The organism is Sphingomonas sp. SP5 (assembly GCF_058313455.1).
In genome coordinates this window covers 592,309-618,170 of the sequence record NZ_JBZFLF010000001.1, presented here as the reverse complement: position 1 = coordinate 618,170, position 25,862 = coordinate 592,309, and the positions used below count along the sequence as shown (strand labels likewise).

The 25,862-nt window shown below is 68.2% G+C and carries 22 protein-coding genes and 2 tRNA genes; 11 read left to right on the top strand and 13 right to left on the bottom strand.

The window, feature by feature from the left end; genetic code table 11:
• Nucleotide 1: 1 nt before the first annotated feature.
• The 4 genes from glgB to AC4GY7_RS02780 all read right to left on the bottom strand — a co-directional run bounded on the left by glgB (nt 2) and on the right by AC4GY7_RS02780 (nt 6,698).
• Entirely contained in the window at nt 2-2,167 is a 2,166-nt protein-coding gene (gene glgB, locus AC4GY7_RS02795) for a 1,4-alpha-glucan branching protein GlgB (RefSeq protein ID WP_491111878.1), read from the bottom strand.
• Nucleotides 2,164-4,587 carry a glycogen/starch/alpha-glucan phosphorylase gene (locus AC4GY7_RS02790; protein WP_491111877.1) on the bottom strand — a complete coding sequence of 808 codons (2,424 nt, stop codon included), beginning with the start codon at nt 4,585-4,587 and terminating at the stop codon, nt 2,164-2,166. The genes glgB and AC4GY7_RS02790 overlap by 4 nt, the downstream gene beginning before the upstream one ends.
• A gap of 85 nt (nt 4,588-4,672) precedes the next feature.
• The gene (locus tag AC4GY7_RS02785) at nt 4,673-5,980 is read right to left on the bottom strand and encodes an Nramp family divalent metal transporter (RefSeq protein WP_491111876.1); all 1,308 of its coding nucleotides are present in this window, start codon (nt 5,978-5,980) and stop codon (nt 4,673-4,675) included.
• Nucleotides 5,981-6,053: 73 nt separating this feature from the next.
• Nucleotides 6,054-6,698, bottom strand: coding sequence for a DNA-3-methyladenine glycosylase family protein (locus AC4GY7_RS02780; RefSeq protein ID WP_491111875.1), 645 nt, complete (start codon nt 6,696-6,698; stop codon nt 6,054-6,056).
• Between the two features lie 57 nt (nt 6,699-6,755).
• Here AC4GY7_RS02780 and AC4GY7_RS02775 point away from each other — a divergent pair, with 57 nt between their 5' ends.
• On the top strand, nt 6,756-7,073 hold the full coding sequence (locus tag AC4GY7_RS02775) for a 2Fe-2S iron-sulfur cluster-binding protein (protein ID WP_491111874.1): 318 nt from the start codon (nt 6,756-6,758) through the stop codon (nt 7,071-7,073).
• 109 nt (nt 7,074-7,182) lie between these two features.
• Here AC4GY7_RS02775 and rlmB read toward each other — a convergent pair whose 3' ends face one another.
• The gene (rlmB, locus tag AC4GY7_RS02770) at nt 7,183-7,926 is read right to left on the bottom strand and encodes a 23S rRNA (guanosine(2251)-2'-O)-methyltransferase RlmB (RefSeq protein ID WP_491111873.1); all 744 of its coding nucleotides are present in this window, start codon (nt 7,924-7,926) and stop codon (nt 7,183-7,185) included.
• 165 nt (nt 7,927-8,091) lie between these two features.
• Here rlmB and AC4GY7_RS02765 point away from each other — a divergent pair.
• The 4 genes from AC4GY7_RS02765 (at nt 8,092) to AC4GY7_RS02750 (ending at nt 11,084) form a co-directional block, all read left to right on the top strand.
• A tRNA-Tyr gene (locus tag AC4GY7_RS02765) sits at nt 8,092-8,177 on the top strand.
• Between the two features lie 176 nt (nt 8,178-8,353).
• Nucleotides 8,354-8,929: an SRPBCC family protein gene (locus tag AC4GY7_RS02760; protein ID WP_491111872.1), complete on the top strand. Its 576-nt coding sequence runs from the start codon at nt 8,354-8,356 to the stop codon at nt 8,927-8,929.
• A gap of 31 nt (nt 8,930-8,960) precedes the next feature.
• Complete coding sequence (locus tag AC4GY7_RS02755; RefSeq protein WP_491111871.1) at nt 8,961-10,145, top strand: zinc-dependent alcohol dehydrogenase; 1,185 nt, start codon at nt 8,961-8,963, stop codon at nt 10,143-10,145.
• 153 nt (nt 10,146-10,298) lie between these two features.
• A complete protein-coding gene (locus AC4GY7_RS02750) occupies nt 10,299-11,084 on the top strand; it encodes an SDR family NAD(P)-dependent oxidoreductase (RefSeq protein WP_491111870.1) in 786 nt (261 codons plus the stop codon).
• A 311-nt stretch (nt 11,085-11,395) separates the two neighbouring features.
• Here the strand turns inward: AC4GY7_RS02750 and AC4GY7_RS02745 are convergent.
• Nucleotides 11,396-11,469, bottom strand: a tRNA-Gly gene (locus AC4GY7_RS02745).
• A 102-nt stretch (nt 11,470-11,571) separates the two neighbouring features.
• On the opposite strand from AC4GY7_RS02745, the gene AC4GY7_RS02740 reads away from it, so the two are divergent.
• Nucleotides 11,572-12,843: a methyltransferase family protein gene (locus AC4GY7_RS02740; RefSeq protein WP_491111869.1), complete on the top strand. Its 1,272-nt coding sequence runs from the start codon at nt 11,572-11,574 to the stop codon at nt 12,841-12,843.
• On the opposite strand, the gene AC4GY7_RS02735 is transcribed toward AC4GY7_RS02740, so the two are convergent.
• The 4 genes from AC4GY7_RS02735 to purM are packed head-to-tail and all read right to left on the bottom strand — an operon-like array spanning nt 12,840 to nt 15,372.
• The gene (locus AC4GY7_RS02735; RefSeq protein WP_491111868.1) at nt 12,840-13,445 is read right to left on the bottom strand and encodes a hypothetical protein; all 606 of its coding nucleotides are present in this window, start codon (nt 13,443-13,445) and stop codon (nt 12,840-12,842) included. The genes AC4GY7_RS02740 and AC4GY7_RS02735 overlap by 4 nt on opposite strands.
• Nucleotides 13,442-13,696, bottom strand: coding sequence for a hypothetical protein (locus tag AC4GY7_RS02730; protein ID WP_491111867.1), 255 nt, complete (start codon nt 13,694-13,696; stop codon nt 13,442-13,444). The genes AC4GY7_RS02735 and AC4GY7_RS02730 overlap by 4 nt, the downstream gene beginning before the upstream one ends.
• Nucleotides 13,693-14,238, bottom strand: coding sequence for a phosphoribosylglycinamide formyltransferase (gene purN, locus AC4GY7_RS02725; protein WP_491111866.1), 546 nt, complete (start codon nt 14,236-14,238; stop codon nt 13,693-13,695). Before purN ends, AC4GY7_RS02730 begins: the two co-directional genes overlap by 4 nt.
• A gap of 6 nt (nt 14,239-14,244) precedes the next feature.
• On the bottom strand, nt 14,245-15,372 hold the full coding sequence (gene purM / locus AC4GY7_RS02720) for a phosphoribosylformylglycinamidine cyclo-ligase (RefSeq protein WP_491111865.1): 1,128 nt from the start codon (nt 15,370-15,372) through the stop codon (nt 14,245-14,247).
• A 230-nt stretch (nt 15,373-15,602) separates the two neighbouring features.
• Between purM and AC4GY7_RS02715 the strand changes: the two genes are divergently transcribed.
• From AC4GY7_RS02715 to AC4GY7_RS02700, 4 genes are all read left to right on the top strand, one after another.
• Nucleotides 15,603-16,856 carry a heavy-metal-associated domain-containing protein gene (locus tag AC4GY7_RS02715; protein ID WP_491111864.1) on the top strand — a complete coding sequence of 418 codons (1,254 nt, stop codon included), beginning with the start codon at nt 15,603-15,605 and terminating at the stop codon, nt 16,854-16,856.
• Nucleotides 16,857-16,861: 5 nt separating this feature from the next.
• Nucleotides 16,862-17,494, top strand: coding sequence for an HdaA/DnaA family protein (locus AC4GY7_RS02710; protein WP_491111863.1), 633 nt, complete (start codon nt 16,862-16,864; stop codon nt 17,492-17,494).
• Between the two features lie 2 nt (nt 17,495-17,496).
• Nucleotides 17,497-19,662 (top strand): RNA degradosome polyphosphate kinase, encoded by a 2,166-nt coding sequence (locus tag AC4GY7_RS02705; RefSeq protein ID WP_491111862.1) that lies wholly within the window; start codon nt 17,497-17,499, stop codon nt 19,660-19,662.
• Between the two features lie 190 nt (nt 19,663-19,852).
• Complete coding sequence (locus AC4GY7_RS02700; protein ID WP_491111861.1) at nt 19,853-21,310, top strand: Ppx/GppA phosphatase family protein; 1,458 nt, start codon at nt 19,853-19,855, stop codon at nt 21,308-21,310.
• Between the two features lie 21 nt (nt 21,311-21,331).
• On the opposite strand, the gene AC4GY7_RS02695 is transcribed toward AC4GY7_RS02700, so the two are convergent.
• Complete coding sequence (locus tag AC4GY7_RS02695; protein ID WP_491111860.1) at nt 21,332-21,619, bottom strand: I78 family peptidase inhibitor; 288 nt, start codon at nt 21,617-21,619, stop codon at nt 21,332-21,334.
• Nucleotides 21,616-22,791 carry a ribonuclease D gene (gene rnd, locus AC4GY7_RS02690; RefSeq protein WP_491111859.1) on the bottom strand — a complete coding sequence of 392 codons (1,176 nt, stop codon included), beginning with the start codon at nt 22,789-22,791 and terminating at the stop codon, nt 21,616-21,618. The genes AC4GY7_RS02695 and rnd overlap by 4 nt, the downstream gene beginning before the upstream one ends.
• 168 nt (nt 22,792-22,959) lie before the next feature.
• Here rnd and aspS point away from each other — a divergent pair, with 168 nt between their 5' ends.
• A complete protein-coding gene (gene aspS / locus AC4GY7_RS02685; RefSeq protein ID WP_491111858.1) occupies nt 22,960-24,780 on the top strand; it encodes an aspartate--tRNA ligase in 1,821 nt (606 codons plus the stop codon).
• A gap of 63 nt (nt 24,781-24,843) precedes the next feature.
• Here aspS and AC4GY7_RS02680 read toward each other — a convergent pair whose 3' ends face one another.
• Nucleotides 24,844-25,674, bottom strand: coding sequence for a TIGR00266 family protein (locus AC4GY7_RS02680; RefSeq protein WP_491111857.1), 831 nt, complete (start codon nt 25,672-25,674; stop codon nt 24,844-24,846).
• Nucleotides 25,675-25,862: the final 188 nt, after the last annotated feature.

Below are 25,862 nucleotides of genomic sequence, written 5' to 3'. Positions count from 1 at the left end.
ATCAGCCTTCATATTCCAGCATGATCGTGGCGAGCGGCGGCAGCGTCACCCAGGCCGCGCCGTCCTTCGCCTCGACGCCGCCCAGGTTGCCGAGGCCGGAGCCCCAGTAATCGTGCGCGTCGGAATTCATCACCTCGCGCCAGCGGCCATCGCACGGCAGCGGTATGCGATAGGGTGCGCGCGCCACCGGCGTCAGATTGGCGATCACCGCCACGGGCGGCGCGCCGGGTGCCTTGCGCAGCCAGGCGAAGACCGAATTGGCGGCATCGGTCGCGACCAGCCATTCGAAGCCTTCGCCCTCGCAGTCGCGGGCATGCAGCGCGGGCGTGTCGCGGTAGAGGCGGTTGAGATCGCGCACCAGCTTGCGCACGCCCTCATGCGCCGCCGAACAGCGCAAGTGCCAGTCGAGCGCGCGATCCTCGCTCCATTCCTGCCGCTGCGCGAACTCCTGCCCCATGAACAGCAGCTTCTTGCCGGGATAGCCCCACATGAAGGCATAATAGGCACGCAGGTTGGCGAATTGCTGCCAGTCGTCGCCCGACATCTTGGTGAGCAGCGAACCCTTGCCGTGCACCACCTCGTCATGGCTGAGCGGCAGGACGAAATTCTCGTCGAAGGCGTAGACGAAGCCGAAGGTGATCTCGCCATGATGATGGCGGCGGTGGACGGGTTCGCGCGCGAAATACTGGAGCGTGTCGTGCATCCAGCCCATGTTCCACTTGAAGCCGAAGCCCAGGCTCTGCCGCGGTCCGTCGTCGAAGGCGGGGGTGGAAACGCCGGGCCAGCTGGTCGATTCCTCGGCGACGGTGAACACGCCGTCGCGTTTGCCGTAGACGGCGCGGTTCATGTCGCGCAGGAAGTCGACCGCTTCCCAATTCTCGCGCCCGCCCTCGTCGTTGGGGATCCACTCGCCCGCCTCGCGGCTGTAGTCGCGGTAGAGCATCGAGGCGACGGCATCGACGCGCAGGCCGTCGACATGATAGCGCTCCGGCCAGAACAAAGCGTTGTTGACGAGGAACGAGCGCACTTCGCGCCGGCCGAAATTGTAGATCGCGGTGTTCCAGTCGGGATGGAAGCCGAGCCGCGGGTCTTCATGCTCGTACAAGGCCGTGCCGTCGAAGCGGGTGAGGCCGTGCGGGTCCACCGGGAAGTGCGCGGGCACCCAGTCGAGCAGCACGCCCACGCCGGCGCGGTGCGCGCCATCGACGAAGCGGGCGAAGCCGTCGGGATCGCCGAACCGGGCGGACGGCGCATAGAGTCCGGTCGTCTGATACCCCCATGACGGATCATAGGGGTGTTCGCTGATCGGCATGAACTCGATGTGGGTGAAGCCCATGTCGACGACATAGGGGATCAGCCGGTCGGCCAGCGCGTCCCAGGACAGGTACCAGCCGTTTTCGTCGCGATCCCAGCTGCCGGCATGCACCTCGTAGATGCTCATCGGCACGCGGCGCGGATCGACCTTCGCCCAGGTCTCGCGATGCGCATCGTCGCCCCAGACGTGCGCGGGCGGCGCGGTGGTGAGCGAGGCGGTGGCGGGGCGCAATTCGGCCTGGAAGGCGAAAGGGTCGGCCTTCAGCGGCTGCGGCGTGCCATCGGGGCCGAGGATCGCATATTTGTAGCTGCGGCCGGCGCCGATATCGGGAACGAAGATCTCCCACACGCCGACATCGCTGCGGCGGCGCATGACGTGGCGCGCCTCGTTCCAGTCGTTGAAGTCGCCGACCACCGACACCCGGCGCGCATTCGGCGCCCAGACGGCGAAATGCACGCCCGAGGCGCCCTGATGCTCGATCAGATGCGCGCCCATCTTGTCGTAGAGGCGGAAGTGCGATCCTTCGGCGATCAGGTAATCGTCGGTCGGCCCCAGCACGGGACCGAAGCTGTAGGGGTCGGTGACCCACCATTCGGCGCCGAAGCCTTGCGCCTTGTATTTCACCGGCTGTGGATCGCCGGTGACGATCCCTTCGAACAGGCCGGCGTCGTCGACGCGCTTCAACAGGCCGAGCGATGCGCCCGCCAGGTCGTGCGCCTCCGCACTTTCCGCACCGGGAATCCAGGTCCGCGCGAACGTGGCGCCCGGCCCGGCGAACACGCCGAGCAGCGAGAACGGGTCGTCGTGGCGCCCCTCGACGAGGGCGGCGAGGGCGCCACGCGGTGGTTTCACATCACACTCCAGATCTGCCGCGCATATTCGCCGATCGTCCGGTCGGACGAGAACCAGCCCATATTGGCGACGTTGAGGATGGCCGACCGGCCCCAGGCGGCGGGGTCGCCAAAGCGCGCATCGACGTCGCGCTGGGCGGCGGCATAGGCATCGAAGTCGGCAGCCACCATGAACCAGTCATGGTCGTAGAGGCCGTCCATCAGCCCGGCGTAGCGGCCGGGATCGTCGGGCGAGAACACGCCCGAACGGATCGCGTTCACCGCCTGCGCCAGTTCGTGCGACCCTTCGATCACCTCGCGTCCGCGATAGCCGGTGGCGCGCTTTTCGGCGACTTCGTCCGCGGTCAGGCCGAAGATGAAGATGTTGTCGTCGCCGACGTGATCCTTGATCTCGATATTGGCGCCATCGAGCGTCCCGATGGTCAGCGCGCCGTTCAGCGCGAACTTCATGTTGCCGGTGCCCGACGCCTCCATGCCGGCGGTCGAGATCTGTTCCGACAAATCGGCGGCGGGGATGATGCGTTCGGCGAGGCTGACGTTGTAATTGGGGACGAAGGCGACCTTCAGCAGGTCGCCGACCGCGGGATCGGCGTTGATCCGCCTGGCGATGTCATTGGCCAGTTTGATGATGAGCTTGGCGTTGTGATAGCTCGACGCCGCTTTGCCCGCGAACAGCTTGACCCGCGGCGTCCAGTTCCGTTCGGGATGGCTGCGGATCTGGTCGTAGAGCGCCACCGTCTCGATCAGGCCGAGCAGCTGGCGCTTGTATTCGTGGATGCGCTTGATCTGGACGTCGAAGATCGCGTCGGGATCGAACCGCAGACCCATGCTGTCCTTGATGAACGAAGAAAGCGCCACCTTGTTGGAACGCTTAACGGCGGCGAAACGCTCCCGGAATGCGGCATCATCCGCAAAAGGCACCAGCGCGGTCAGCGCGGCGGCATCGTCGCGGAAGCCATCGCCGATCGTCTCGGCCAGCAAAGCGGTGAGGCCGGGATTGCATTGCTGCAGCCAGCGGCGGGGCGTGATGCCGTTGGTCTTGTTGTTGATCCGGTCGGGATAGAGGCGGTGGAGGTCGGCGAAGACCGTCTTTTTCATCAGGTCGGTGTGCAACGCCGCGACGCCGTTGACGCTGTGGCTGCCGGCGAAGGCGAGGTTGGCCATGCGCACGCGCCGTTCGCCGCCTTCGTCGATCAGGCTGATCGCGGCGATCGCGCGCTCGTCGATCCCCTCCACCTTTGCCGCCTCGCGCAGCAGCTTGGCGTTGATCGCATAGACGATCTGCATGTGCCGCGGCAGCAGCCGCTCGAACAGGGGCAGCGGCCAGCTTTCCAGCGCCTCTGGCAGCAACGTGTGGTTGGTGTAGCCGAAGGTCGCGCGGGTGATGTCCCACGCCTGGTCGAAGGGCAGTTCGTGGAAGTCGGTGAGCAATCGCATCAGCTCGGCGACGGCGACCGCCGGGTGGGTGTCGTTGAGCTGGATCGCCGCCTTGTCGGCCAGCGTCGCGATGTCGCCGAAATACTGGATGTGGCGGCGGACGATGTCCTGGATCGAGGCCGACGAGAAGAAATACTCCTGCCGCAGGCGCAGTTCCTGCCCGGCGGGCGTGCTGTCGTTGGGGTAGAGGACGCGGGTCAGCGTCTCGGCGCGGAGCTGCCCGGCGAGCGCGCCCTGGAAGTCGCCCGCGTTGAACTGATCGAGCTTGATCGGATCGAAGGCGCGTGCATTCCACAGCCGCAGCGTGTTGACCCGTTTGCCGCGCCAGCCGACCATCGGCGTGTCGAAGGCGACCGCCTCCACCGCTTCCGCCGGCGACCAGTGGCTGCGGCCATCGGCTAGCGCCGTCACCTCGCCGCCGAAGCCGACGAAATAGGCGCTCTCCCGCCGCTCGAATTCCCAAGGATTGCCGTGCGCCAGCCAGTTCTCCGGCAGCTCCACCTGCCAGCCATCGTCCAGGCGCTGGCGGAACATGCCGTTCACGTAGCGGATGCCATAGCCGTAGGCGGGCAGGTCGAGGCTGGCGAGGCTTTCCATGAAACAGGCCGCGAGCCGGCCGAGGCCGCCGTTGCCGAGCGCCGCGTCGGGCTCGATCTCTTCGATGACGGCGAGGTCGACGCCGAGCGATGCCAGCGCCTCGGCCACCTCGTCGTTGTGGCGCAGGTTGGATAGCGCGTCGCGGAGCAGCCGGCCGATGAGGAATTCGAGGCTGAGGTAATAGACGCGCTTGGCGCCGGCCGCATGCGCCGCCTTGGTCGATTGCATCCAGCGTTCGATGATCTCGTTGCGCAGCGTGAAGATCGTCGCCGCCAGCCAGTCGTGCGGACGGGCCGCCTGCGCATCCTTGCCGATGCGATGGACCAAGGTGTCGACGATGGCGGCGGCAAGCGCGTTGGTCTGGGCGGGGGCTCGGCTGTCGGTCACGGGCTGTCCTGGGGAGAGGAGCGGGAAGGGTGCAGTTAACGGCGACGCACTGCGTTTGTCACCGGGCTAAATGGCCGATCCGGGATCAGATCATGCCGTAGAGCAGGGTGACGTTGAGCCCGATGATGACCGCGGCGATAATCCAGGCAAGCGTGCGCAGCCACAGCGGGCTGACGAACCGGCCCATCACGCTGCTGCGCCCGGTGAACAGCACCAGCGGCACCACCGCGAAGGGGAGCTGGAGGCTGAGCACGACCTGACTGAGCACCAGCAGCTGCGTCGCGCCGCTGTCGCCCGAGGCGCCGACGACGATCACCGCCGGCACGATCGCAAGCAGGCGCGTCACCAGCCGCCTGAGCCACACCGGCAGTCGCAGGTTGAGGAAGCCCTCCATCACGATCTGCCCGGCGAGCGTGCCGGTGACGGTGGAGTTCTGGCCCGAGGCGAGCAGCGCCACGCCGAAGACGATGCTGGCGGCGCCGACGCCCATCATCGGCGCGAGCAGGCGATAGGCCTCGTCGATCTCCGCCACCTCGGTGCGCCCGGCGGTGTGGAAGACGGCGGCGGCGACGATCAGGATCGCGGCGTTGATGAAGAAGGCGAGGCCGAGCGCGATCGTGCTGTCGAGCGTCGCGAGCTTCGCCGCCTCCGCCTTGCCCGCATCGGTCGGCTCGAAGGCGCGGGTCTGGACGATCGACGAGTGCAGGTAGAGATTGTGCGGCATCACCGTCGCGCCGAGGATGCCGATCGCGAGGTAGAGCTTGGCGGGATCGGTGACGATGCCGGGCGAGGGGACGAGGCCGGCGAGCACGGCGCCCATGTCCGGCCGCGCATGGAACAGTTCGAACGCGAAGCAGCCGGCGATGATGAGCAGCAGCGCGACGATGAACGCCTCGATCTTGCGAAAGCCGTAGCGTTGCAGCGCGAGGATCAGGAACACGTCGAGCGCGGTGACCAGCACGCCCCAGATCAGCGGGATGCCGAACAGCAGTTTCAGCGCGATGGCGGTGCCGAGCACCTCGGCGAGATCGCAGGCGATGATCGCCACCTCGGCGAGCGCCCATAGCGCGAACGTGGTCGGCCGGCTGTAATAGGCGCGGCAGGCCTGCGCGAGGTCCAGCCCGGCGGCGACGCCCAACCGCGCCGACAGCGCCTGCAGGACGATCGCCATCAGGTTCGACAGCAGGATGACCGACAGCAAAGTATAGCCGAACGCCGAGCCGCCGGCGATGTCCGTCGCCCAATTGCCCGGATCCATATAGCCGACTGCGACGAGGAAGCCCGGCCCCATGAACGCGCCCAGCCGCCGCCACCGCGATCCCCCTTGCGGCAATGCCACGCTGCGATGACTTCCGATCAGGGAAACGGCGGGCGTGGCGGCGGGTGCTGTCATCGCCAGCGTCTGTGGGGCATGCGCCCCGCATGGGCAAGCGGCGAGAGCGTACGCTGGATCAAGGTGGCGCGGGTCAGACCGGCGCGGCGTCCTTGGGCGGCGTGTCCGGTCCGGCGCCGTAATGGTGCCAGGTGAAGATCGCGAGTGCGCCGCGATGTGGGCGCCAGGCCTCGGCGAGCTGGCGCGTCAGCTTTTCCGACGGGCGTTCGGGATGGCCGAGCAGGCGGCCGACCTCGATCTGCACGGCGAGGTCGCCGGCCGGCCAGATATCCGGCCGCCCTTCGGCGAACAGCAGGTAGATTTCGGCCGACCAGCGGCCGATGCCCTTGACCCGCACCAGCTGCGCGATCGCTGCCTCGTCGTCGGCGGGCAGAGCGGCGAGGTCGAGCCGGCCGCTGGTCACCTCGTCGGCAAGGCTGCGGACGTAGCCTGCCTTTTGCCGCGACAGGCCGGCGGCGCGCAGCGTCTCGTCGCTGGCGGCAAGGATGGTGTGGGGATCGCCGGGATCGCCGACCAGGCTCTCCAGCTTGCGATGCACGGCGGCGGCGGAGGCGACGCTGACCTGCTGGCCGATGATCGTGCGCAGCAGCGTCGCATAGCCCGTTTCGCGGATGCGCGGCGGCGGATAGCCGACGCGGGCGAGCCCGGCGGCGAAGGCGGGTTCGATGCCCGCCAGCGCATCCATCGAGGCGCGGATCTGCTCGGCGGTCAGGCCCATGCTTGATCCGGCGCGTTCCGCACGGCATGGCGCGGGCTATTCATTGCGGAGAACATCATGCCCAAGCTTATCGTCGTGACGCGCGAGGGGGAAGAACGCGAAATCAACGGCGAGGCCGGACTGTCGGTGATGGAAGTGATCCGCGACGCCGGCATCGACGAACTGCTGGCGCTGTGCGGCGGCTGCTGCAGCTGTGCGACCTGCCACGTCCATGTCGACCCGGCCTTCGCCGATGCGCTGCCGTCGATGGGGCCGGACGAGGACGACCTGCTCGATTCGAGCGACGAGCGTAATGCGACGTCGCGCCTGTCGTGCCAGCTGCCGTTCACCGATGCGCTGGACGGGCTGAAGGTGACGATCGCCGGCGAGGATTGAGGGGTTGAGGGACGGCGGTCAGGATAGCCGCCGCCACCCCCCCCCCCCCCTTCATCCCGGCGTTCGCCGGGATGACGTGGGGGGCGAGTAGGCGTCTTGCGATGCAGGCCTACCGCGCCGCCACCGCATAGAGCGCGATCGCGGCGGCGTTGGAGACGTTGAGGCTTTCCACCTTGTCGCTGATCGGCAGCTTGGCGAGTTCGTCGCAATGCGCCTCGGTGTTCTGGCGCATGCCTTCGCCTTCGGCGCCGAGCACGATGCAGATGCGCTGCTGGCCCATCGCCTGTGCCAGCGTCTGGTCGGCGTGGCCGGTGAGGCCGATCCGCCAGAAACCGGCTTCGGCGATCTCTTCGAGCGCGCGGGCGAGGTTGACGACGCGGCACCAGGGCACCGTCTCCAGCGCGCCCGAGGCGGAGCGGGCCACCGTGCCGCTCTCGGGCGGTGCATGCCGGTCCTGCGTGACGATGCCGAGCGCGTCGAAGGCGGCGGCCGAGCGCAGGATCGCGCCGACGTTGTGCGGATCGGTGACCTGGTCGAGCACGATCAGCGGGCGCCGGTCGTCCTTGCCCTCCAGCAACAGGTCGGCGAGCCACATCTCCTCCAGCGGCTCGACCTCGGCGACGAGGCCCTGGTGCGGGGCGTCGGAGGGGACAAGCCGGCCGAGATCGGCGACATCGGCATAGACCACCGGCATCGCCGGCGGCAGGTCGAGCGAGGCCAATGCCTCGCGCGTGCCCCAGATCTTGCGCACGTTGCGGTTCGGATTGGCGAGCGCCGCCGTCACCGGGTGGCGGCCCCAGAATTTGGGGCGGTTGGCGGTGCCCGTCGACGGGCGGTGGCCACGGCGCGCCATCAGCGTGGAAGCCCGGGGCGGGTGGTAAGGGGCATGCGGATCATGGCGCGCGTGCTACGTCCGGGCCGGCGATCGTGCAAGCATCGCGCTTTCTTCGCCGACCGGCGTTGACAGCCGCGTTTGCCCACGCCAATAGGCCGCCTCGCTTCGGCGAAGCTCCCATCTGGACAGGTGGCCGAGTGGTTAAAGGCAGCAGACTGTAAATCTGCCCGTGCAAGCGTACGCTGGTTCGAATCCAGCCCTGTCCACCATCCTCCCCATGGCTGCGGGGGGCGAGCGTCCACAGCATCGGTGCCCATCCCACGGTGACGGCCTGCGCTGGTGGGTTCTGGTGAAAACCAGCTTCATCTAATTGAATCTGCGTCCGTAACGATAGGAACGTCGTCGAGTCTGCGCGGTTGGGGGTGTCTTCCGAAGGGAGACGAGAATGACCGACCAACGCGACGATGCGCCCGCCTCCACCTCCAAACGCGGCGACGCTGCCGAGACGACCACCGCCGGTCTCATCGACGGGCAGGGCTCTGCCGTCGTCGGTCGATCGGTGACGATCGACCGGCCGGTGAGCGAACTTTACGCCTTCTTCCGCGACTTCTCCAACCTGCCGCAATTCATGGAGAATGTCGTCTCCATCGAGGTGAAGGACGACACGCTGTCGCACTGGGTGGTGAAGGCGCCCGCGGGGGCGACGGTCGCCTGGGACGCACGCGTCACGCAGGAGGAACAGGACCGGTTCATCGCCTGGACATCGGAGCCGGGCGCGGACGTGGCCAATTCCGGGCGCATCGAGTTCCGCGAAGCGGGCGCGCGCGGTACGGTGGTGACGGTCACCATCGCCTACGATCCGCCGGGCGGCGTGATCGGCAAGGTGATCGCCAAGCTGTTCCAGCGCGAACCCGCGATCCAGGCGCGCCGCGACCTGCGCCGTTTCAAGCAGCTGATGGAAACCGGCGAGATCGCCACCCCCGCGATGAATCCCAAGCAGTTCGAGGAGATGGGCCTGTGAAAGCGCTTTGTTCGAAGAAGGAGCTACGCTGATGCGAGCACTGGCATGGCACGGCAAGCATGACGTCCGCATGGATACGGTGGACGATCCCGAAATCGTCAATCCGCGCGACTGCATCATCAAGGTGACCTCCACCGCGATCTGCGGATCGGACCTGCACCTGTACGACGGCTACATCCCGACGATGAAGGCGGGTGACATCCTGGGCCATGAATTCATGGGCGAGGTGGTCGAGGTCGGTGCGAAATCGACACTCAAGAAGGGGCAGCGCGTCGTGGTGCCCTTCACCATCGCGTGCGGCAGCTGCTACCATTGCGGCAAGCACCAATATTCCGCCTGTCCCAACGGTTTGCCCGCGGACAATCAGGATATCGCCCAGTCGCTGTACGGGCATGAGATGTCCGCCTTGTTCGGCTACAGCCACATGACGGGCGGCTATGCCGGCGGCCAGGCGGAATATGTCCGCGTGCCGTTCAGCGACGTCGGGCCGATCGTCATCCCCGACGGCGTCGACGACGACAAGGTGCTGTTCCTCAGCGACATCCTGCCGACCGGCTGGCAGGCGGCCGAATATGCGCAGATCGAGCCGGGCGACACCGTCGCGGTCTGGGGCTGCGGGCCGGTCGGACTGTTCGCGGTGCAGTCCGCGTTCCTGATGGGCGCGGAGCGGGTGATCGCGATCGACCATTTTCCGACCCGGCTGGCGCTCGCCGCGAAGTTCGGGGCGGAGACGATCAACTTCGAGGAATCGGCCACCTATGAAGCGCTGATGGAGATGACCGGCGGGATCGGCCCCGATGCGGTGATCGACGCGGTCGGGCTGGAGGCGCACGGCCTGTTCGTCGACAACGTCATCGACCAGATCAAGGCATCGACCTTCCTCGGCACCGATCGTCCGCATTCGATCCGTCAGGCGATCATCGCCTGCCGCAAGGGCGGCCGCGTCTCGATGCCGGCGGTGTACGGCGGCTTCGTCGATAAATTCCCGCTCGGCGCGTTCATGGAGAAGGGGCTGACGCTCAAGACCGGGCAGACGCACGTCCAGCATTATATGCCGGGGCTGCTCAACGCGATCATGGAAGACAAGATCGACACCGAATTCCTGATCTCGCACCGCATGCCGCTGACCGACGCACCCAAGGGCTACAAGATGTTCAAGGATCACCAGAACGAGGTGACCAAGATCGTGCTGAAGCCGGGCATGACCGCGGCGTAACTTCATAGCCCTTCCGTCATCCCGGCGAACGCCGGGACCCATGGACCCGATCGGGCCGCGTCGGCGCGACCCATCAGCCGGGCGCATCCATGGATCCCGGCGTCCGCCGGGATGACGGGTAGGGATCATCATCTTCGAGAAAGGACCAAACCCATGGCCAATCCCTTTGCTATCATCACCGGTGCCTCCACCGGCATCGGCTTCGAACTGGCGACGCTCGCCGCGAAGAACGGCTACGACATCCTCGTCGTCGCCAACGAACCGCTCATCAACGCCGCCGCCAACGATTTCGAACAGTTCGGCACCAGCGTCACCGCGGTGGAGGCGGACCTGTCGACCATCGAGGGCGTCGACCAGTTGCTCGCTGCGGCGAACGGGCGGCAGATCGACCTCGTCTGCGCCAATGCCGGCCATGGCCTTGGCCACGCCTTCCTCGATCAGGAGGTGAAGGACTGGCGCATGGTGGTCGACACCAACATCACCGGCACCGCCTATCTGTTGCAGAAGGTGCTGAAGCCGATGGTCGCGCGCAACGACGGCAAGGTGCTGGTGACCGGATCGATCGCCGGCTACATCCCCGGCGCGTTCCAGGCGGTGTACAACGGCACCAAGGCCTTCGTCGACAGCTTCGTCGCGGCGATCCAGAACGAGATCAAGGATGCCGACGGCGTCACGCTCACCAACCTGATGCCGGGGCCGGTCGACACCGAATTCTTCGCCCGCGGCGACATGCTGGACACCGACGTCGGGAGCGACCCCAAGAAGAGCGACCCCGCGGACGTCGCCAAGGACGGCTGGGACGCGCTGATGGCGGGCAAGGCGTCGGTCGTGTCGGGGTGGAAGAACAAGCTGCAATCGGCGGTGGCCAACATCACGCCCAACGCCGTGCTGGCCGAGCAGCATCGCAAGATGGCGGAGCCGGGTACCGCGAAGGAGTGAGCGGAGGAGGAGCAGCAACGCGTCCTCCTACTCCAATGCGCTCCAAACCATCCTCCGTCATGCCGGACTCGTTCCGGCATCCACCGTGCCGCATACTCACAGGCACTTGGATGTGCGGCACCGTGGACCCCGGAACAAGTCCGGGGTGACGGGGTATGGACGACGATTCCATTCCCATGATGCGGCGCGTTCCGGCATGGTGGGCAGCGCACGATCATGGCGCTTTAGGCCGCGGCGCCGGCATTCTGGCCGCTGCCGGACAACCGTCCGTAGAAACGCTCGTCGGACATCAGTGATCGGGAAAGAAACGCTGGAGCGGGTAACGGGAATCGAACCCGTGTATTCAGCTTGGAAGGCTGCTGCACTACCATTGTGCTATACCCGCTCACCGGGCGTGGGGCCTGCGATACCGCCGCCGCGCGCACTGCGCAAGCGGGCGCGGGCATGGTTCACGACTTCCTTACCGCTGCCGGGCTAACCGGGCGGGATGTACCACGATCCCGCGCTCGCCGCGCATGCCGCCGACCAGCGCCCGCGTTCCGCCGTCAGCCATGGCGTCGGCCTTGCCGGACTGGCGGGACTAGGCGCCTGGCTTGCATTCGCCTTCGCGATCGGGATGGACGGCCCTTATTCGGCGCTGGTCGGGCTGGTGGCTTGTGCACTGCCGATGATCGGCTGGTCGTTGCTGGTCGACAAGGTGCATCGCAACGCCTCCACCGGCATCGACTGGGCATCGCCGCGTCCGTTCGCCGCCACCCGCGATGTCAGCCTCACCAAACTGGCCGGCCTGTTCGTCACCTGGGGCGGGATCGCATGCCTCTATGGCGTCGGCCGCTTCTATTGGGAGGGCAATTTCGCCTTTGCCATGTGGTGTTTCAGCTGGGGCGTGCCGATCGCCGCCGTGGTGGCGGTGCCCTACGTCCTGTGGCTCGACCGCTATCTGGTCGAGCCGCGGGATGGCGCGTGGCATGTCGGCGCCTGGCTGACCGGACAGGACGGCGTCGATCGCGACGCGATCCATGGCCACCTGCGCAGCTGGGGGGTCAAGGCGTTCTTCCTCGCCTTCATGCTGGCGGTGGTGCCGGGCAATTACGGGGGCGTCATCCGCACCGACCTTGCCAGCCTGCGCGATCCGGTGGCGCTGGCACAGTGGCTGATCGCGTTGATGTTCGTCGTCGATGTCGCCTTTGCGACCGTCGGCTATATTTTGACGCTGCGCCCGCTCGATGCGCATATCCGCAGCGCCAACCCCTATGCCGCCGCCTGGACGGCGGCGCTGATGTGCTATCCGCCGTTCATCCTGATGGAGGCGGGCGGACCGCTCGACTATCATCCGGGAACGCAGGAATGGACCGACTGGTTTGCCGGCCACCCCTGGCTGCTCGCCGGCTGGGGCGCGCTGCTGGTCGTGCTGACCGCGATCTATGCCTGGGCGACGGTGGCGTTCGGCCTGCGCTTCTCCAACCTCACGCATCGCGGCATCCTGACGCACGGGCCCTATGCCTGGTCGCGCCATCCCGCCTATCTGTCCAAGAACCTGTTCTGGTGGCTGTCGACGCTGCCGTTCCTCACCACCGGCAGCCTGGTCGATGCGGTGCGCGCGACGGCGCTGATGGGGGCGGTGAGCGGCGTCTATTACTGGCGGGCGCGCACGGAGGAGCGGCACCTCGGCCTCGACCCGGCTTATCGCGCCTATAGCGACTGGATCGGCCGCCGTGGCGCCGTGCCGCGCGTCCTGCGCTGGCTGGTCGCGCGCTAAGTCTTCGGCCGGTCCTTGGCCCAGAGCGCGTCGATGCGCTTCTGGTTGCCGCCGCTTTCGCGCAGGCGCAGGTCGGTCACCTCCACCGCACGGCCGCGCAGGGCACGGCCATGCGTCGACCAGACGAGGTCGTAGATCGCCTGCCGCGTGGTCGGCTGGTCGTCGGTGAAATAGGTGTAGCGGATCAGCACCGGCAGCCGCCCGGTCATGGTGTCGGGGCCGCCGTCCGTCACCGCGCGCAGCGCCTTGGCGAACCAGTCCACCGGGATCGTCTGCGTCACCGAATCCTGCGGCGACACGCCGAGCGCGGTCGGAAAGGTGACGCGGATGTCGCCGAGCGGATGGGCCTCGTCGCGGGTCAGCAGGATCGCCTGCTTGCCGGCATCGGGCGTGCCGCGCAGCATGAAGCGCGTCTTGTCGCGCGTCGCACTCGCCGCCTCGATCGCCTTGTCGGCGGCGGCGTCGCGGCGTTCCTGCCAATTATTGTAGAGGGTCAGCGCGGCGATAATGACGCCGGCCACCGCCACCACCTCGGCGAGCGTGATCCAGCGGCGGCGGGTCTGCGCCTGATCGGCGGTTTCGCCGCTGCCCTTGCCGCTCATCGCCCGCCCGCCTCCAGCAGCCCGCGTGGCGCGCTGAGTTCCCAGCTGCGGGCGATCCGGTCCTCGATCAGCGTCCAGTCGGCATGGCCCGCGGCGTCGAGCGTGTCCCATCCATCCGCGCCGCGCACCCGCAGCGATTCGCCCGCGATTTCGACGAAGGGCGTGCCGGCGACCAGGAACGCGCCGTCGCGCTCTTCCGCTTCGGGCAGCAGCAGCGCGATGGCGCGCACGGATTCGAGGATGGCGGTCATCGGCTGGCGAACTCCTTCAGCACCTGGGGATAGAGGCGGTGTTCGGCCGCGAGCACGCGCGCGGCAAGCGTGTCGGTGGTATCGCCGGGCAGGATCGGCACCTCGGCCTGGCCGAGCAGTTCGCCCGCATCCAGCTCCTCGGTGACGATGTGCACCGAACAGCCCGCCACCGTGTCGCCCGCCGCGAGGGCGCGGGCGTGGGTGTCTAGGCCCTTGTACTTGGGCAGCAGCGACGGATGGATGTTGACGATCCGCCCGCGCCAGCGCCCGACGAAATCATCGGACAGCAGCCGCATGTAGCCGGCGAGCGCGATCACCGCGCACCCCGCCTCGTGCAGCGCGGCATCGACCGCGGCTTCATAGGCGGCCTTGCCGATCCCCTTGGGCGACAGCGCGAAGGTGGCGATGCCGCGATCCCGAGCCCAGGCGAGGCCCGGCGCGTCCGGCGTGTCGGAGGCGACGAGGCCGACCGGGATGCCCGCCCCCACCAGCGCCATCATGTTGGAGCCGCGGCCGGAAATGAGGATGCCGACGGTCTTCATGCCCGATCAGCCATGGTCGTGCGTCGCGGTCCAGTCGCTGCGCGCGCTCCACGTTTCGGCCGATCCGCGCACGGTGCAGCCGCGCGTGCCGTCCTCGATGCGGCCGATCGCGTGCACCGTCTCGCCCGCGTCCGTCAGCGACGTGGCGACCGCATCGGCCTGGTCCGCCGCGACGACCACCGCCATGCCGATCCCGCAGTTGAAGGTGCGCGCCATCTCCTCGGGCTCGATCGCGCCTTGTGCTTGCAGGAAGGCCATCAACCGCGGCTGCTCCCAGGCGTCCGCATCGACAACGGCATGCGTGCCCTCGGGCAGCACGCGCGGGATGTTTTCCAGCAGGCCGCCGCCGGTGATATGGGCGAGGCCCTTGATCCGGCCTTCGCGCAGCAGCGGCAGCAGGCTTTTCACGTAGATGCGCGTCGGCGCCATCAGCGTGTCGATCAGCAGCCGGTCCGAATCGAACAGCGCCGGCCGGTCGAGCTTCCAGCCGCGATCGGCGGCCAGGCGCCGGACGAGCGAGAAGCCGTTGGAATGCACGCCCGACGAGGCGAGGCCGAGGATCACGTCGCCCGCCGCGATCCCGCGCCCGGTCAGCACGCGGTCGCGCTCGACCGCGCCGACGCAGAAGCCGGCAAGGTCGTAGTCGCCCTCGGCGTACATGCCCGGCATCTCCGCCGTCTCGCCGCCGATCAGCGCGCAGCCCGCCTGGCGGCAGCCCTCCGCGATCGAGGCGACGACGCGTTCGGCGATGGCGGTGTCGAGCCGGGCGGTGGCGTAATAATCCAGGAAGAACAGGGGCTCGGCGCCCTGTACGATCAGATCGTTGGCGCACATCGCGACGAGGTCGACACCGACGCCTTCGTGCCGGTCCCATTCGATCGCGAGCTTCAGCTTGGTGCCGACGCCATCGTTAGCGGCGACGAGCAGCGGGTCGGTGAAGCCCGCGGCCTTCAGGTCGAACATGCCGCCGAACCCGCCGAGTTCCGCATCCGCGCCCGGCCGCCGCGTCGCCTTGGCAAGCGGACCGATCGCGCGGACCAGCGCGTTGCCCGCGGCGATCGAGACGCCGGCATCGGCATAGGTGTAGGACTGGTCGCCAGTGGCAGGTGCGGGGGGCGAGGGGGGCGTGCTCATCCGGCCAGCCTGCTACGGTTTGCGGGCGGTGGTGGCAATGGCGAACCCGATCCTTCCCGGCACGGAGAGGGGGACCGCGGCCACAGGCCGTGGGGGGGGGGGGCAGCCGCAGGCGAGCCGCTCGTGGCTGCCCCTCTGTCGCGGCTGCGCCGCGCCACCTCCCCGTGCCGGAGAGGATTGAGCGGTCGGGGCTTGGCTTCGCGGCGCCGCTTCGCCAAAAGGCGGGCGAGATGCGTAACCGTACCCTGTTCTCGTCGCTGGCCGGTGCCGCATTGCTGCTGGGCGCGGGCGCCTATGCCCAGATCGAGGGCGGGCGCGGCGTCGCGCCGATCGACAGTTCGGGCGATTTCGAGGTGAGCGGCGTCGCCGTGGATGTCGCCGGCAAGACGGCGGAGGCCGCGCGCCTCGGCGGCTGGCGGCTGGCGCAGCGCAAGGCCTGGGTGCAGCTGTCGCGCCGGCTCGGCGGCGACGGCGCCCTGGTGTCCGACGGCACGCTCGACCAGATCGTCTCGGGCATCGTCGTCGAGAACGAGCAGATCGGGCCGGCGCGCTATATCGCCAGGCTGGGTGTGCTGTTCGATCGCGGCCGCGCCGCCTCGATCCTGGGGATCAGCGCCTATTCGGATCGCTCGCGGCCGATGCTGCTGGTGCCGCTGCAGGTGTCGGGCGGGGTCGAGACGGTGTTCGAGCAGCGCAACGACTGGCAGGAGGCATGGGCGCGCTTCCGCACCGGCAATTCGGCGATCGATTATGTCCGCCCGTCCGGCGCGGGCGCCGATTCGCTGCTGCTCAACGCCGGCCAGATCGGCCGGCCGGGGCGCGGCTGGTGGCGGACGATCATCGACCAATATGGCGCGTCCGATATCCTGATCCCGGTGGTGCGCCTGTACCGCAGCTATCCCGGCGGCCCGATCATCGGCGTGTTCCAGGCACGGCACGGGCCGGACAATCGCCTGCTCGGCAGCTTCACGCTGCGCGTCGGCAGCGCCGCCGGCCTGCCGCAGCTGCTCGACACCGGCGTCACCCGCATGGATGCGCTGTTCCAGCAGGCGCTGCGCAGCGGCGAGCTGGCGCTCGATCCGACGCTGTCGCCACCGCCGGAGCCGGAACCGGTCGTCGATCCCGATGCGGCCGGCGACGACAGCGGCGGCGAAACGCTGGCCGAGATCGTCGGCGACACCGGTTCCGCCAATGCCGGCATTCCGATCACCGTGCAGTTCGACACGCCTGGCGCCAGCGCGGTTGCCAATACCGAAGGGCTGGTGCGCGGCATCCCCGGCGTGCGCACCGCCAGCACCACCAGCCTCGCACTCGGCGGCGTGTCGCTGATGCGCGTCACCTATGACGGCGATCCCGACGCGCTGCGTGCGGCGCTGGAGGTGCGCGGCTATCAGGTGACCGGATCCGGGCAGACGCTGCGCATCCGCCGCGCGCCGCAGCTGCTGCCGCCGAACTTGCCGGCCGACGACCGACCCGCAGGCTGACCCGCATGACCAACCAGCTCGCGCTGCCGCTGGGGTGGCCGGCCGACCCCAAGGACGACGCCTTCCTCATCACCCCCTCCAACGTCCGCGCCGCGCAGACGCTGGAGCAATGGGCGACGTGGCCGGTGATGGCCGCGGTGCTGACCGGCCCGCGCAAGTCGGGCCGCAGCCTGCTTGCGCGCATCTTCGCGGCGAAGAGCCAGGGCACGATCATCGACGACGCCGAAAAGGTGCCGGAGGCGCAGATCTTCCACGCCTGGAACCAGGCGCAGGCCGATGGCCGCCCGCTGCTGATCGTCGCCGATGCGCTGCCGCCCGCTTGGGGCGTGAGGCTGCCCGACCTGCGTTCGCGCCTCGCGGCCAGCCCGCATGCCGCGATCGGCGCGCCCGACGACGAACTGATCGCCGCATTGCTCGACCATCTGTTCCAGCGCCGCGGGCTGGACGCCCGCCCGGACCTCGTCGGCTGGCTCAGCACCCGGATCGAACGCAGCCATATCGTCGTCCAGCGCGTGGTCGACGCGCTCGACCAGGAGGTGCTGGAAAGCCGCAAGCGCCTGTCCATCCCGCTCGCGCGCACCGTTCTCACCGCCGCAGGGATCGTCACGCAACCGCAACCGTTGTTGCCTATGACGTAACCATGACACGCCCCGCGCACCTCGCTCATCTGTCCGACGCCGACGACGATCCCTTCGTCCCGGAGGTGAACGATCGCTATTTCAACCGCGAGCTGTCGTGGCTGGCGTTCAATCGGCGGGTGCTGGACGAGGCGTGCAACGGGGCGCATCCCCTGCTCGAGCGGCTGCGGTTCCTGTCGATCTCGGGCAGCAACCTCGACGAATTCTTCATGGTCCGCGTCGCCGGCCTGAAGGGCCAGCAGATGAAGGACGTCGACCGTCGCTCGTCGGATGGCCTCACCCCCGGGCAGCAGCTGGCCGCGATCACCGCGGAGGCCGATGCGCTGATGGCTAGCCAGCAGGCGGTGTGGGGCGATCTTCGCCACCTGCTCGACGAGGCGGGGCTGCACGTCCTGCGCCGCGACGAGGTGGATGCGGACGCGGCGCGCTGGCTGGAGCAGCATTTCCGCGAGCAGATCTTCCCGATCCTCACCCCGCAGGCGCTCGATCCCGCGCATCCGTTTCCCTTCATCCCCAACAAGGGGCTGTCGGTGATGTTCGACGTGGTGCGCGATTCTGATGGCGAGCCGGTGCGCGAGCTGGTGATGATCCCGTCGAGCGCGCCGCGATTCGTCCGCCTGCCTGGCGATCCCGCCCGCTACGTGTCGATCGAGGCGCTGCTGAAGCGGTTCGCGCCTATCCTGTTCCCCGGCTACACGCTGGTCGGGGCCGCCGCCTTTCGCGTGCTGCGCGACAGCGATATCGAGATCGACGAAGAGGCGGAGGATCTGGTCCGCTATTTCGCCAATGCGATCAAGCGCCGCCGCCGTGGCCGCGTCATCCGGCTGGAGCTGGAGACGGGCATGCCCGACGCGCTCGCCGAGGTGTTGCGCGAGGAATTGGGCGGCGCCGACGCGACGATCACCGAAAGCGGCAACCTGCTCAGCATCGGCGATCTGGCGGCGGTGATCGACGAGGATCGGCCGGACCTCAAATTCCTGCCCTTCACCCCGCGTTTCCCCGAGCGCATCCGCGAGTTCGGCGGCGATTGCTTTGCGGCGATCCGGGCCAAGGATATCATCGTCCACCATCCCTATGAGGCGTTCGACGTCGTCCTCGCCTTCCTGAAACAGGCGGCGCAGGACCCGGATGTCATCGCAATCAAGCAGACGCTGTATCGCGCCGGCAAGCAGCCTGCGGTCATCAACGCACTGATCGCCGCGGCCGAGGCGGGCAAGTCCGTAACCGCCGTGGTCGAGCTGCGCGCGCGCTTCGACGAGGAACAGAATATCCTCTGGGCGAGCGCGCTGGAGCGGGCGGGCGTGCAGGTCGTCTACGGCTTCCTCGAATGGAAGACGCACGCCAAGGTGTCGATGGTGGTGCGGCGCGAGGGCGGCCAGTTCCGCACCTATTGCCACTTCGGCACCGGCAATTACCATCCGGTCACCGCGCGCATCTATACCGATCTCAGCTTCTTCACCGCCGATCCGCGGATGGGGCGCGATGCGGCGCAGATGTTCAACTACGTCACCGGCTATGTCGAGCCGACCGACATCACCAAGCTGTCGCTGTCGCCGCGCGACCTGCGGCAGAAGCTGCTCGACCTGATCGACATCGAGATCGGCCATGCTCGTGACGGTCGGGCAGGGGCGGTGTGGGCGAAGATGAACAGCCTGGTCGATCCGATCATCATCGACAGATTGTACGAGGCGAGCAACGCCGGCGTCGAGGTGGAGCTGGTGATCCGCGGCATCTGCTGCCTGCGGCCCGGCGTGCCCGGCATGTCGGAAAATATCCGCGTCAAATCGATCATCGGCCGCTTCCTGGAACACAGCCGCATCTTCTGCTTCGGCAACGGCGCGGCGCTGCCCAACGACGGCGCGCGCGTCTTCATCTCGTCGGCGGACTGGATGCCGCGCAACTTTGACCGGCGAGTGGAATATATGCTGCCGATCGAAAATCCGACGGTGCACGACCAGGTACTCGACCAGGTGATGGTCGCCAACCTGATCGATACCGAGCAGAGCTGGGAATTGCAGGCCGACGGCCGCTACGTCCGCGACGAGCCCGGCGACAAGCCGTTCAACCTGCACCGCTATTTCATGATAAACCCGTCGCTGTCCGGCCGCGGCGCGGCGCTGGCGGAAAGCGATGCGGTGCCGACGCTGGCGCTCAGGCGGCGGCGATAACGGGGTTGTTGGCAGGCGGCGGAGCGGCCACAAGCCGGGGGATGAAGGCCCTCCGTGTCATCCTGTACGATCGTCGACCCGGACGCGCTTCGCGCGGCGGGTGGAGGAATGGACGCCGTAACACGTCCGGGGCGGCGGAATGGACAGCGCGCAATGCAGCCCCGCCCTCCGCGCGACCACGGACGCGCTGATGGCACGCGCCTATCCCCGCACCGGCATCATCGACATCGGCTCCAATTCGGTGCGGCTCGTCGTCTATCAGGGGCATCCGCGCATTCCGGCGACCTTGTTCAACGAAAAGGTGATGGCCGGCCTCGGCCGCGGGCTTGCCGCGACAGGGGCGATCGACGCCGACAGCATGGCGCTGGCCCTCGGCGGACTGCGCCGTTTCGCCGCGGTGGCGCGCGAGATGGAGGCGAGCGTCCGCACCGTCGCCACCGCGGCGGTACGCGATGCCTCGAACGGTGCGGCCTTCATCGCCGCTGCCGCCGACCTCGGCCTGTCGGTCGAACTGCTGAGCGGCGAGCAGGAGGCGACCGCCGCCGGCATGGGCGTGCTGTCGGCGATCCCCGACGCCGACGGCATCGTCGGCGACCTCGGCGGTGGCAGCCTGGAGCTGGTCCGCGTCGTCGCGGGCACCGTCACCGATCGGGTTTCGTTGCCCCTCGGCGTGTTACGGATCGCAGCCCTGCGGCAGGGGCGCGGGCCCGGCTTCGACCGGCACGTCACGCGCATGATCCGCGAGGCGGGCTGGAACAGCCGGGGCAGGGGGCTGCCGCTCTACATGGTCGGCGGATCGTGGCGCGCGCTCGCCCGGCTCGACATGAGCCTCACCCATTATCCGCTGCCGATCATCCACGGCTATGCGCTGGCGCCGGAGACGGTCGGGCGACTCGGCCGCAGCCTCGCGCATCTCTCCCGGCCGCGGCTGCGCAATATTCCCGGCATGTCGTCGACACGGGCGGGCCAGCTCGGCGATGCGACCGCGCTGCTCGGCATCGTGATGCGCGAATTGGGGTCGACCAGCGCGATCGCCTCCACCTTCGGTCTGCGCGAAGGGCTGCTCTACGCGGCGCTCGACCGGCCGACCCGCGCCCTCGATCCCCTGATCGTCGCGGCGCGCGAGGAGGGGCGGCTGCTCGGCCGCTTTCCGGAACATGGCGACCTGCTGGCCGACTGGATCGCGTCATTGTTCACGGGAGACGCGCCGCCCCTCGCCCGCATCCGCCACGCCGCCTGCCTGCTCGCCGACACAGGCTGGCGCGCCAATACGGAGTTCCGCGACGAACGCGGCTTCGAGATCGCGCTGCATGGCAATTGGGTGGCGATCGATGCGGGCGAGCGGGCGATGCTGGCGCAGGCGCTGCACACCAGCCTCGGCGGCAGCACCAGCCCGCATCCGCTGCTGAGCGGCCTTGCCAATGCCGGGCAGATCCAGCTGGCGATCCTGTGGGGCCTCGCCATCCGGCTCGGCCAGCGGTTCAGCGGCGGCCTCGCCGGGCCGCTACAGCGCGCGTCCCTGTCGATGACGGCGAAGGACCTGACGCTGCACCTCGCCTCCGGGGATGCGGCGTTCTACGCGGAAACGGTGGAACGTCGCCATACCGCGCTCGCGATGGCGCTCAAGCGGCGGGCGGTCATCGCCTGATTTGTTCGCGTGAAATCACCATCATCCGCAGCGCAGGCCCTCGATCTGCTTCAGGTCGTCGAGCAGGATGTTGAGCCGGTCGGGGCGCAAGTCCATCGTCGCGACATCGCCGGGATTGAGGACGCGCGAAGTCGCGGCATGTGCCTCCCGCTCGATTTCGCTGCGCATCCGCTCGCGGAACTTCACACCCACGAACCGCATCCGCAGCTTTTCGGTGATCGCGCACGGGCCGCGCGGCGCCGGCGGTTCGGCCATCGTCGTGCATCCGGCGATCACCACCGGCAACAGCATCGTCCACGCCTTGGTCATGCCGCATCCTCCGTCCGGGTCATGGTGAGCTTGCCGTTCTTCACGGCAAAGCCCAGCCGCCCCTCGACCAGATCGAGCGCGTCGCGGCCGAACTGATCGTAGCGCCACCCCTCCAGCATGGGGAGTCCCGTCCGCACGCCCGCGGCCAGCATCTCCAGCTCGTCCGACCGGGCGAGCAGGCGCGAGGCGACGTCGATGTCGCGCGCCCGGATCTTGAGCAGCAGCTTCAGGAGGTCGGCGACCAGCGAACCGTCCTTGCCCAGCCCCGGCTTGCGATCGTCGCGCGGCGGCAATTCGTCCGCCGACAGCGGCGTCGCACCCTCCAGCGCCGCCATCAGCCGCCCGCCGATGTCGTTCGAGGCCCAGGTCGCCGACAGGCCGCGCACTTTGGCAAGGTCCGCCTGCCGCCGCGGCGGATGGCCGGCGAGATCGCCCAGCGTCTCGTCCTTGACGATGCGGCCGCGCGGCAGGTCCTTGCCCTGCGCCTCCAGCTCGCGCCAGCGGGCGAGCGCCTTCAACCGGCCGAGCACGTCGGGCTTGCGGCCGGACACGCGCACGCGCTTCCACGCCTGGTCGGGATCGTTGGCGTAATTGGCGGGATCGGCCAGCCGCTCCATTTCCTGGTCTAGCCACACGCCGCGCCCCGTCTTGCGCAGCCGCTCCAGCATCTTGGGGAAAATCTTGGCGAGGTGCGTCACATCGCCGATCGCATATTCGATCTGCCGCGCGTCGAGCGGCCGGCGGGCCCAGTCGGTGAACCGGGCACCCTTGTCCACCTGGATGCCGAGCCAGCTGTCGACCAGGTTGGAATAGCCGATCTGTTCGCCCTGACCCAGTGCCATCGCTGCCACCTGCGTGTCGAACAGCGGGTGCGGCGTCTTGCCGGTCAGGTTGTAGATGATCTCGATATCCTGCCCGCCGGCATGGACGACCTTCAGCACGTCGTCATTGTCGGTCAGCAGGTCGAGCAGGGGCGTCAGGTCGATTCCCGGCGCCATCGGATCGATGGCGGCGGCCTCGTTCACATCGGCGATCTGGATCAGGCAGAGCTCCGGATAATAGGTGCTCTCGCGCATGAACTCGGTGTCGACCGTGACGAAGTCGGCCTGGGCGAGGCGGCTGCAGAGATTGGCGAGGCTCGCGCTGTCGGTAATCAACGGGTGGATGTGCATCCGACCTCCCATAGACCGCGCGTGCGGGTTGACAAAGAGGGCATGGAAAGGGGAGGGCGCGGCAACCACAACCCGTCACCCCAGCGCCAGCTGGGGTCTTTCTACCGCGGGCGCGTCCGCGGCACGAGATCCCAGCCTGCGCTGGGATGACGCAATCAGAGAGCGCTGATGCACGCCTATCGTACCCACACCTGCGCCGCGCTCACCGCGAGCAACGTCGGCGATACCGTCCGCCTGTCGGGCTGGGTGCATCGCAAGCGCGATCATGGCGGCGTGCTGTTCGTCGACCTGCGCGATCACTACGGCATCACCCAGATCGTCGCCGACAGCGATTCGCCGGCGCTGGCCGTGCTGGAGCAGGTGCGCGTCGAATCGGTCGTGACGATCGACGGCAGCGTCAAGGCGCGCTCGGCGGGCACGGTGAACGGCAATCTCGCGACCGGCGAGATCGAGGTGTTCGCGCGCGGTGCGACCGTGCTGTCGGCCGCCGACGAGCTGCCGATGCCCGTCGCCGGCGAGCAGGATTATCCCGAAGACATCCGCCTGCGCTATCGCTTCCTCGACCTGCGCCGCGAGACGCTGCACGCCAACATCGTCCGCCGGACGAAGGTCATTTCGGACATGCGCCGCCGCATGGAGACCGCTGGGTTTACCGAATATTCGACGCCGATCCTCACCGCCTCCTCGCCGGAGGGCGCGCGCGACTTCCTGGTGCCGAGCCGTATCCACCCCGGCAAGTTCTATGCACTGCCGCAGGCGCCGCAGCAGTACAAGCAGCTGCTGATGGTCGCCGGCTTCGACCGGTATTTCCAGATCGCGCCGTGTTTCCGCGACGAGGATCCCCGCGCCGATCGCCTGCCCGGCGAATTTTATCAGCTCGACCTCGAAATGAGCTTCGTCACCCAGGAAGAGGTGTGGGAGACGATGGAGCCGGTGATCGGCGGCATCTTCGAAACCTTCGCCGACGGGCGCAGCGTCACGCCGTCGGGCCAGTTCCCGCGGATCCCCTATGACGAGGCGATGCTGAAATACGGCAGCGACAAGCCCGACCTGCGCAATCCGCTCATCATCACCGACGTGTCGGAGCATTTCACCCAGTCCGGCTTCGGCCTGTTCGAAAAGATCGTCGGATCGGGCGGCGTCGTCCGCGCGATCCCCGCACCGGCGACCGCGGAGAAGAGCCGCAAGTTCTTCGACGAGATGAACGAATGGGCGCGCAGCGAAGGTCATGCCGGCCTCGGCTACGTCACTCGCAAGGGGGGCGAATTCGCCGGCCCGATCGCCAAGAACCACGGCACGGAGGGCATGGAGGCGATCTACGCCGCGCTCGGCCTGGGGCCGGACGACGGCCTGTTCTTCGCCGCCGGCAAGGCGGAGGCGGCGGCGAAGCTCGCCGGCGCGGCGCGCACCCGCGTCGCCGATCAGCTCGGCCTCATCGAACAGGGCGCGTTCCGGCTGTGCTGGATCGTCGATTTCCCCTTCTACGAATGGGACGAGGATGCGAAGTCGGTCGAGTTCGCGCACAACCCCTTCTCGATGCCGCAGGGCGGCCTCGACGCGCTGACCAACCAGGACCCGCTGACGATCAAGGCGTTCCAGTACGATCTCGTCTGCAACGGCTATGAAATCGCCTCGGGATCGATCCGCAACCAGAGCCCCGAGCTGATGGTCAAGGCGTTCGAACTGGTCGGCCTCAGCAAGGCGGACGTCGAGGAGCGCTTCGGCGGCCTCTATCGCGCCTTCCAATATGGCGCGCCGCCGCACGGCGGCATGGCGGCCGGCGTCGACCGCATCGTGATGCTGATCTGCGGCGCGCAGAACCTGCGCGAGATCACGCTGTTCCCGATGAACCAGCGCGCCGAGGACCTGCTGATGGGTGCGCCGAGCCCGGCGGCGCCCAAGCAGCTGCGCGAACTCGCCATCCGCTCCGCCGTCCCGGCCGAGCCGGGCACCGCGGTCGCCAAGACGGTGGCGCCGAGCGCCGGCTGACGCCGCTCACCCTCACCCTTCCGGCGCTGTCGGCGGCGAAGGGTGAGGGTGAGTGCGACGTCCTCAATCGTTGCCGCCGATGAAATCGCCGAGGCCGCCCAGCACCGATCCTTCGCCGCGATTCTGACCGCGGCCGTTCGCCGCCGCCAGCATCCGTCCGGCAAGGCGTGCAAAGGGGAGCGACTGGATCCACACCGTGCCCGGTCCGCGCAGCCGGGCGAAGAACAGCCCTTCGCCGCCGAACAGCACGCTCTTCACGCCGCCTGCGGTGACGAGGTCGAAGTCGATGCCCGGCGTCATCGCCGCGAGGCAGCCGGTGTCGACGTGCAGTTCCTCGCCTGCGGCCAGTTGGCGCTCGACGACGGTGCCGCCCATCTGCACGAACACCCAGCCGTCGCCGGTCAGCGACTGCATCACGAAGCCCTCGCCGCCGAACAGGCCGGTCATCACTCGCCGCTGGAAATAGATGCCGAGTTGCACGCCCTTGGCCGCCGCCAGGAACGCGTCCTTCTGGCAGATCAGCTGCCCGCCGAGGTCGGACAGGCGGATCGGCAGGATCGATCCCGGCGTCGGCGAGCCGAAGGCGACGCGCGCCTTGCCGCGCCCCTCGTGCGTGAAGACGGTGGTGAACAGGCTCTCGCCCGTCACCAGCCGTTTGCCCGCGCCGAGCAGCTTGCCCATGAAGCCGCCGTTCTGGCCGCTGCCGTCGCCGAACACGGTGGTCATCGTGATGGCGGCGTCCTTCCACACCATCGCGCCGGCCTCCGCCACCGCGCTCTCGCCGGGGTTGAGTTCGATTTCGAGGAATTGCAGTTCCTCGCCCTTGATCTCGTAATCGATGTCGTCGGCGTCGCTGCTGCGGCGGCTCTGCTGCCAGGGGCTTTCGTAGGGCATGATCGTCTCCCGCATCGGTGCCTCGGGTATAAAACCGCTGGGGCAGGCGCGAAAGCGGCGGCTCTTTCGCCGCGCGATTAACCATGTCACTACCGCTACGGGGCTAAGCGAGGGGTGACATCGGCTTGCCCCGTTCGTGCTGAGCCTGTCGAAGCACAGGTGAGGCTTGAGGCCCTTCGACAAGCTCA

Bases quoted from the DNA above. Each gene is read 5' to 3' on its own strand.
- AC4GY7_RS02760 (WP_491111872.1), top strand. From the start codon at position 8,354: ATGACCGACCAACGCGACGATGCGCCCGCCTCCACCTCCAAACGCGGC.
- purM (WP_491111865.1), bottom strand. From the start codon at position 15,372: ATGAGCACGCCCCCCTCGCCCCCCGCACCTGCCACTGGCGACCAGTCC.
- AC4GY7_RS02730 (WP_491111867.1), bottom strand. From the start codon at position 13,696: ATGACCGCCATCCTCGAATCCGTGCGCGCCATCGCGCTGCTGCTGCCC.
- rlmB (WP_491111873.1), bottom strand. From the start codon at position 7,926: ATGGCGCGCCGTGGCCACCGCCCGTCGACGGGCACCGCCAACCGCCCC.
- purN (WP_491111866.1), bottom strand. From the start codon at position 14,238: ATGAAGACCGTCGGCATCCTCATTTCCGGCCGCGGCTCCAACATGATG.
- AC4GY7_RS02780 (WP_491111875.1), bottom strand. From the start codon at position 6,698: ATGGGCCTGACCGCCGAGCAGATCCGCGCCTCGATGGATGCGCTGGCG.
- rnd (WP_491111859.1), bottom strand. From the start codon at position 22,791: ATGCACATCCACCCGTTGATTACCGACAGCGCGAGCCTCGCCAATCTC.
- AC4GY7_RS02785 (WP_491111876.1), bottom strand. From the start codon at position 5,980: ATGACAGCACCCGCCGCCACGCCCGCCGTTTCCCTGATCGGAAGTCAT.
- AC4GY7_RS02715 (WP_491111864.1), top strand. From the start codon at position 15,603: ATGCGTAACCGTACCCTGTTCTCGTCGCTGGCCGGTGCCGCATTGCTG.
- AC4GY7_RS02705 (WP_491111862.1), top strand. From the start codon at position 17,497: ATGACACGCCCCGCGCACCTCGCTCATCTGTCCGACGCCGACGACGAT.
- AC4GY7_RS02680 (WP_491111857.1), bottom strand. From the start codon at position 25,674: ATGCCCTACGAAAGCCCCTGGCAGCAGAGCCGCCGCAGCAGCGACGCC.
- AC4GY7_RS02755 (WP_491111871.1), top strand. From the start codon at position 8,961: ATGCGAGCACTGGCATGGCACGGCAAGCATGACGTCCGCATGGATACG.
- AC4GY7_RS02710 (WP_491111863.1), top strand. From the start codon at position 16,862: ATGACCAACCAGCTCGCGCTGCCGCTGGGGTGGCCGGCCGACCCCAAG.
- AC4GY7_RS02750 (WP_491111870.1), top strand. From the start codon at position 10,299: ATGGCCAATCCCTTTGCTATCATCACCGGTGCCTCCACCGGCATCGGC.
- AC4GY7_RS02700 (WP_491111861.1), top strand. From the start codon at position 19,853: ATGGCACGCGCCTATCCCCGCACCGGCATCATCGACATCGGCTCCAAT.
- AC4GY7_RS02775 (WP_491111874.1), top strand. From the start codon at position 6,756: ATGCCCAAGCTTATCGTCGTGACGCGCGAGGGGGAAGAACGCGAAATC.
- aspS (WP_491111858.1), top strand. From the start codon at position 22,960: ATGCACGCCTATCGTACCCACACCTGCGCCGCGCTCACCGCGAGCAAC.
- AC4GY7_RS02740 (WP_491111869.1), top strand. From the start codon at position 11,572: ATGTACCACGATCCCGCGCTCGCCGCGCATGCCGCCGACCAGCGCCCG.
- AC4GY7_RS02735 (WP_491111868.1), bottom strand. From the start codon at position 13,445: ATGAGCGGCAAGGGCAGCGGCGAAACCGCCGATCAGGCGCAGACCCGC.
- AC4GY7_RS02695 (WP_491111860.1), bottom strand. From the start codon at position 21,619: ATGACCAAGGCGTGGACGATGCTGTTGCCGGTGGTGATCGCCGGATGC.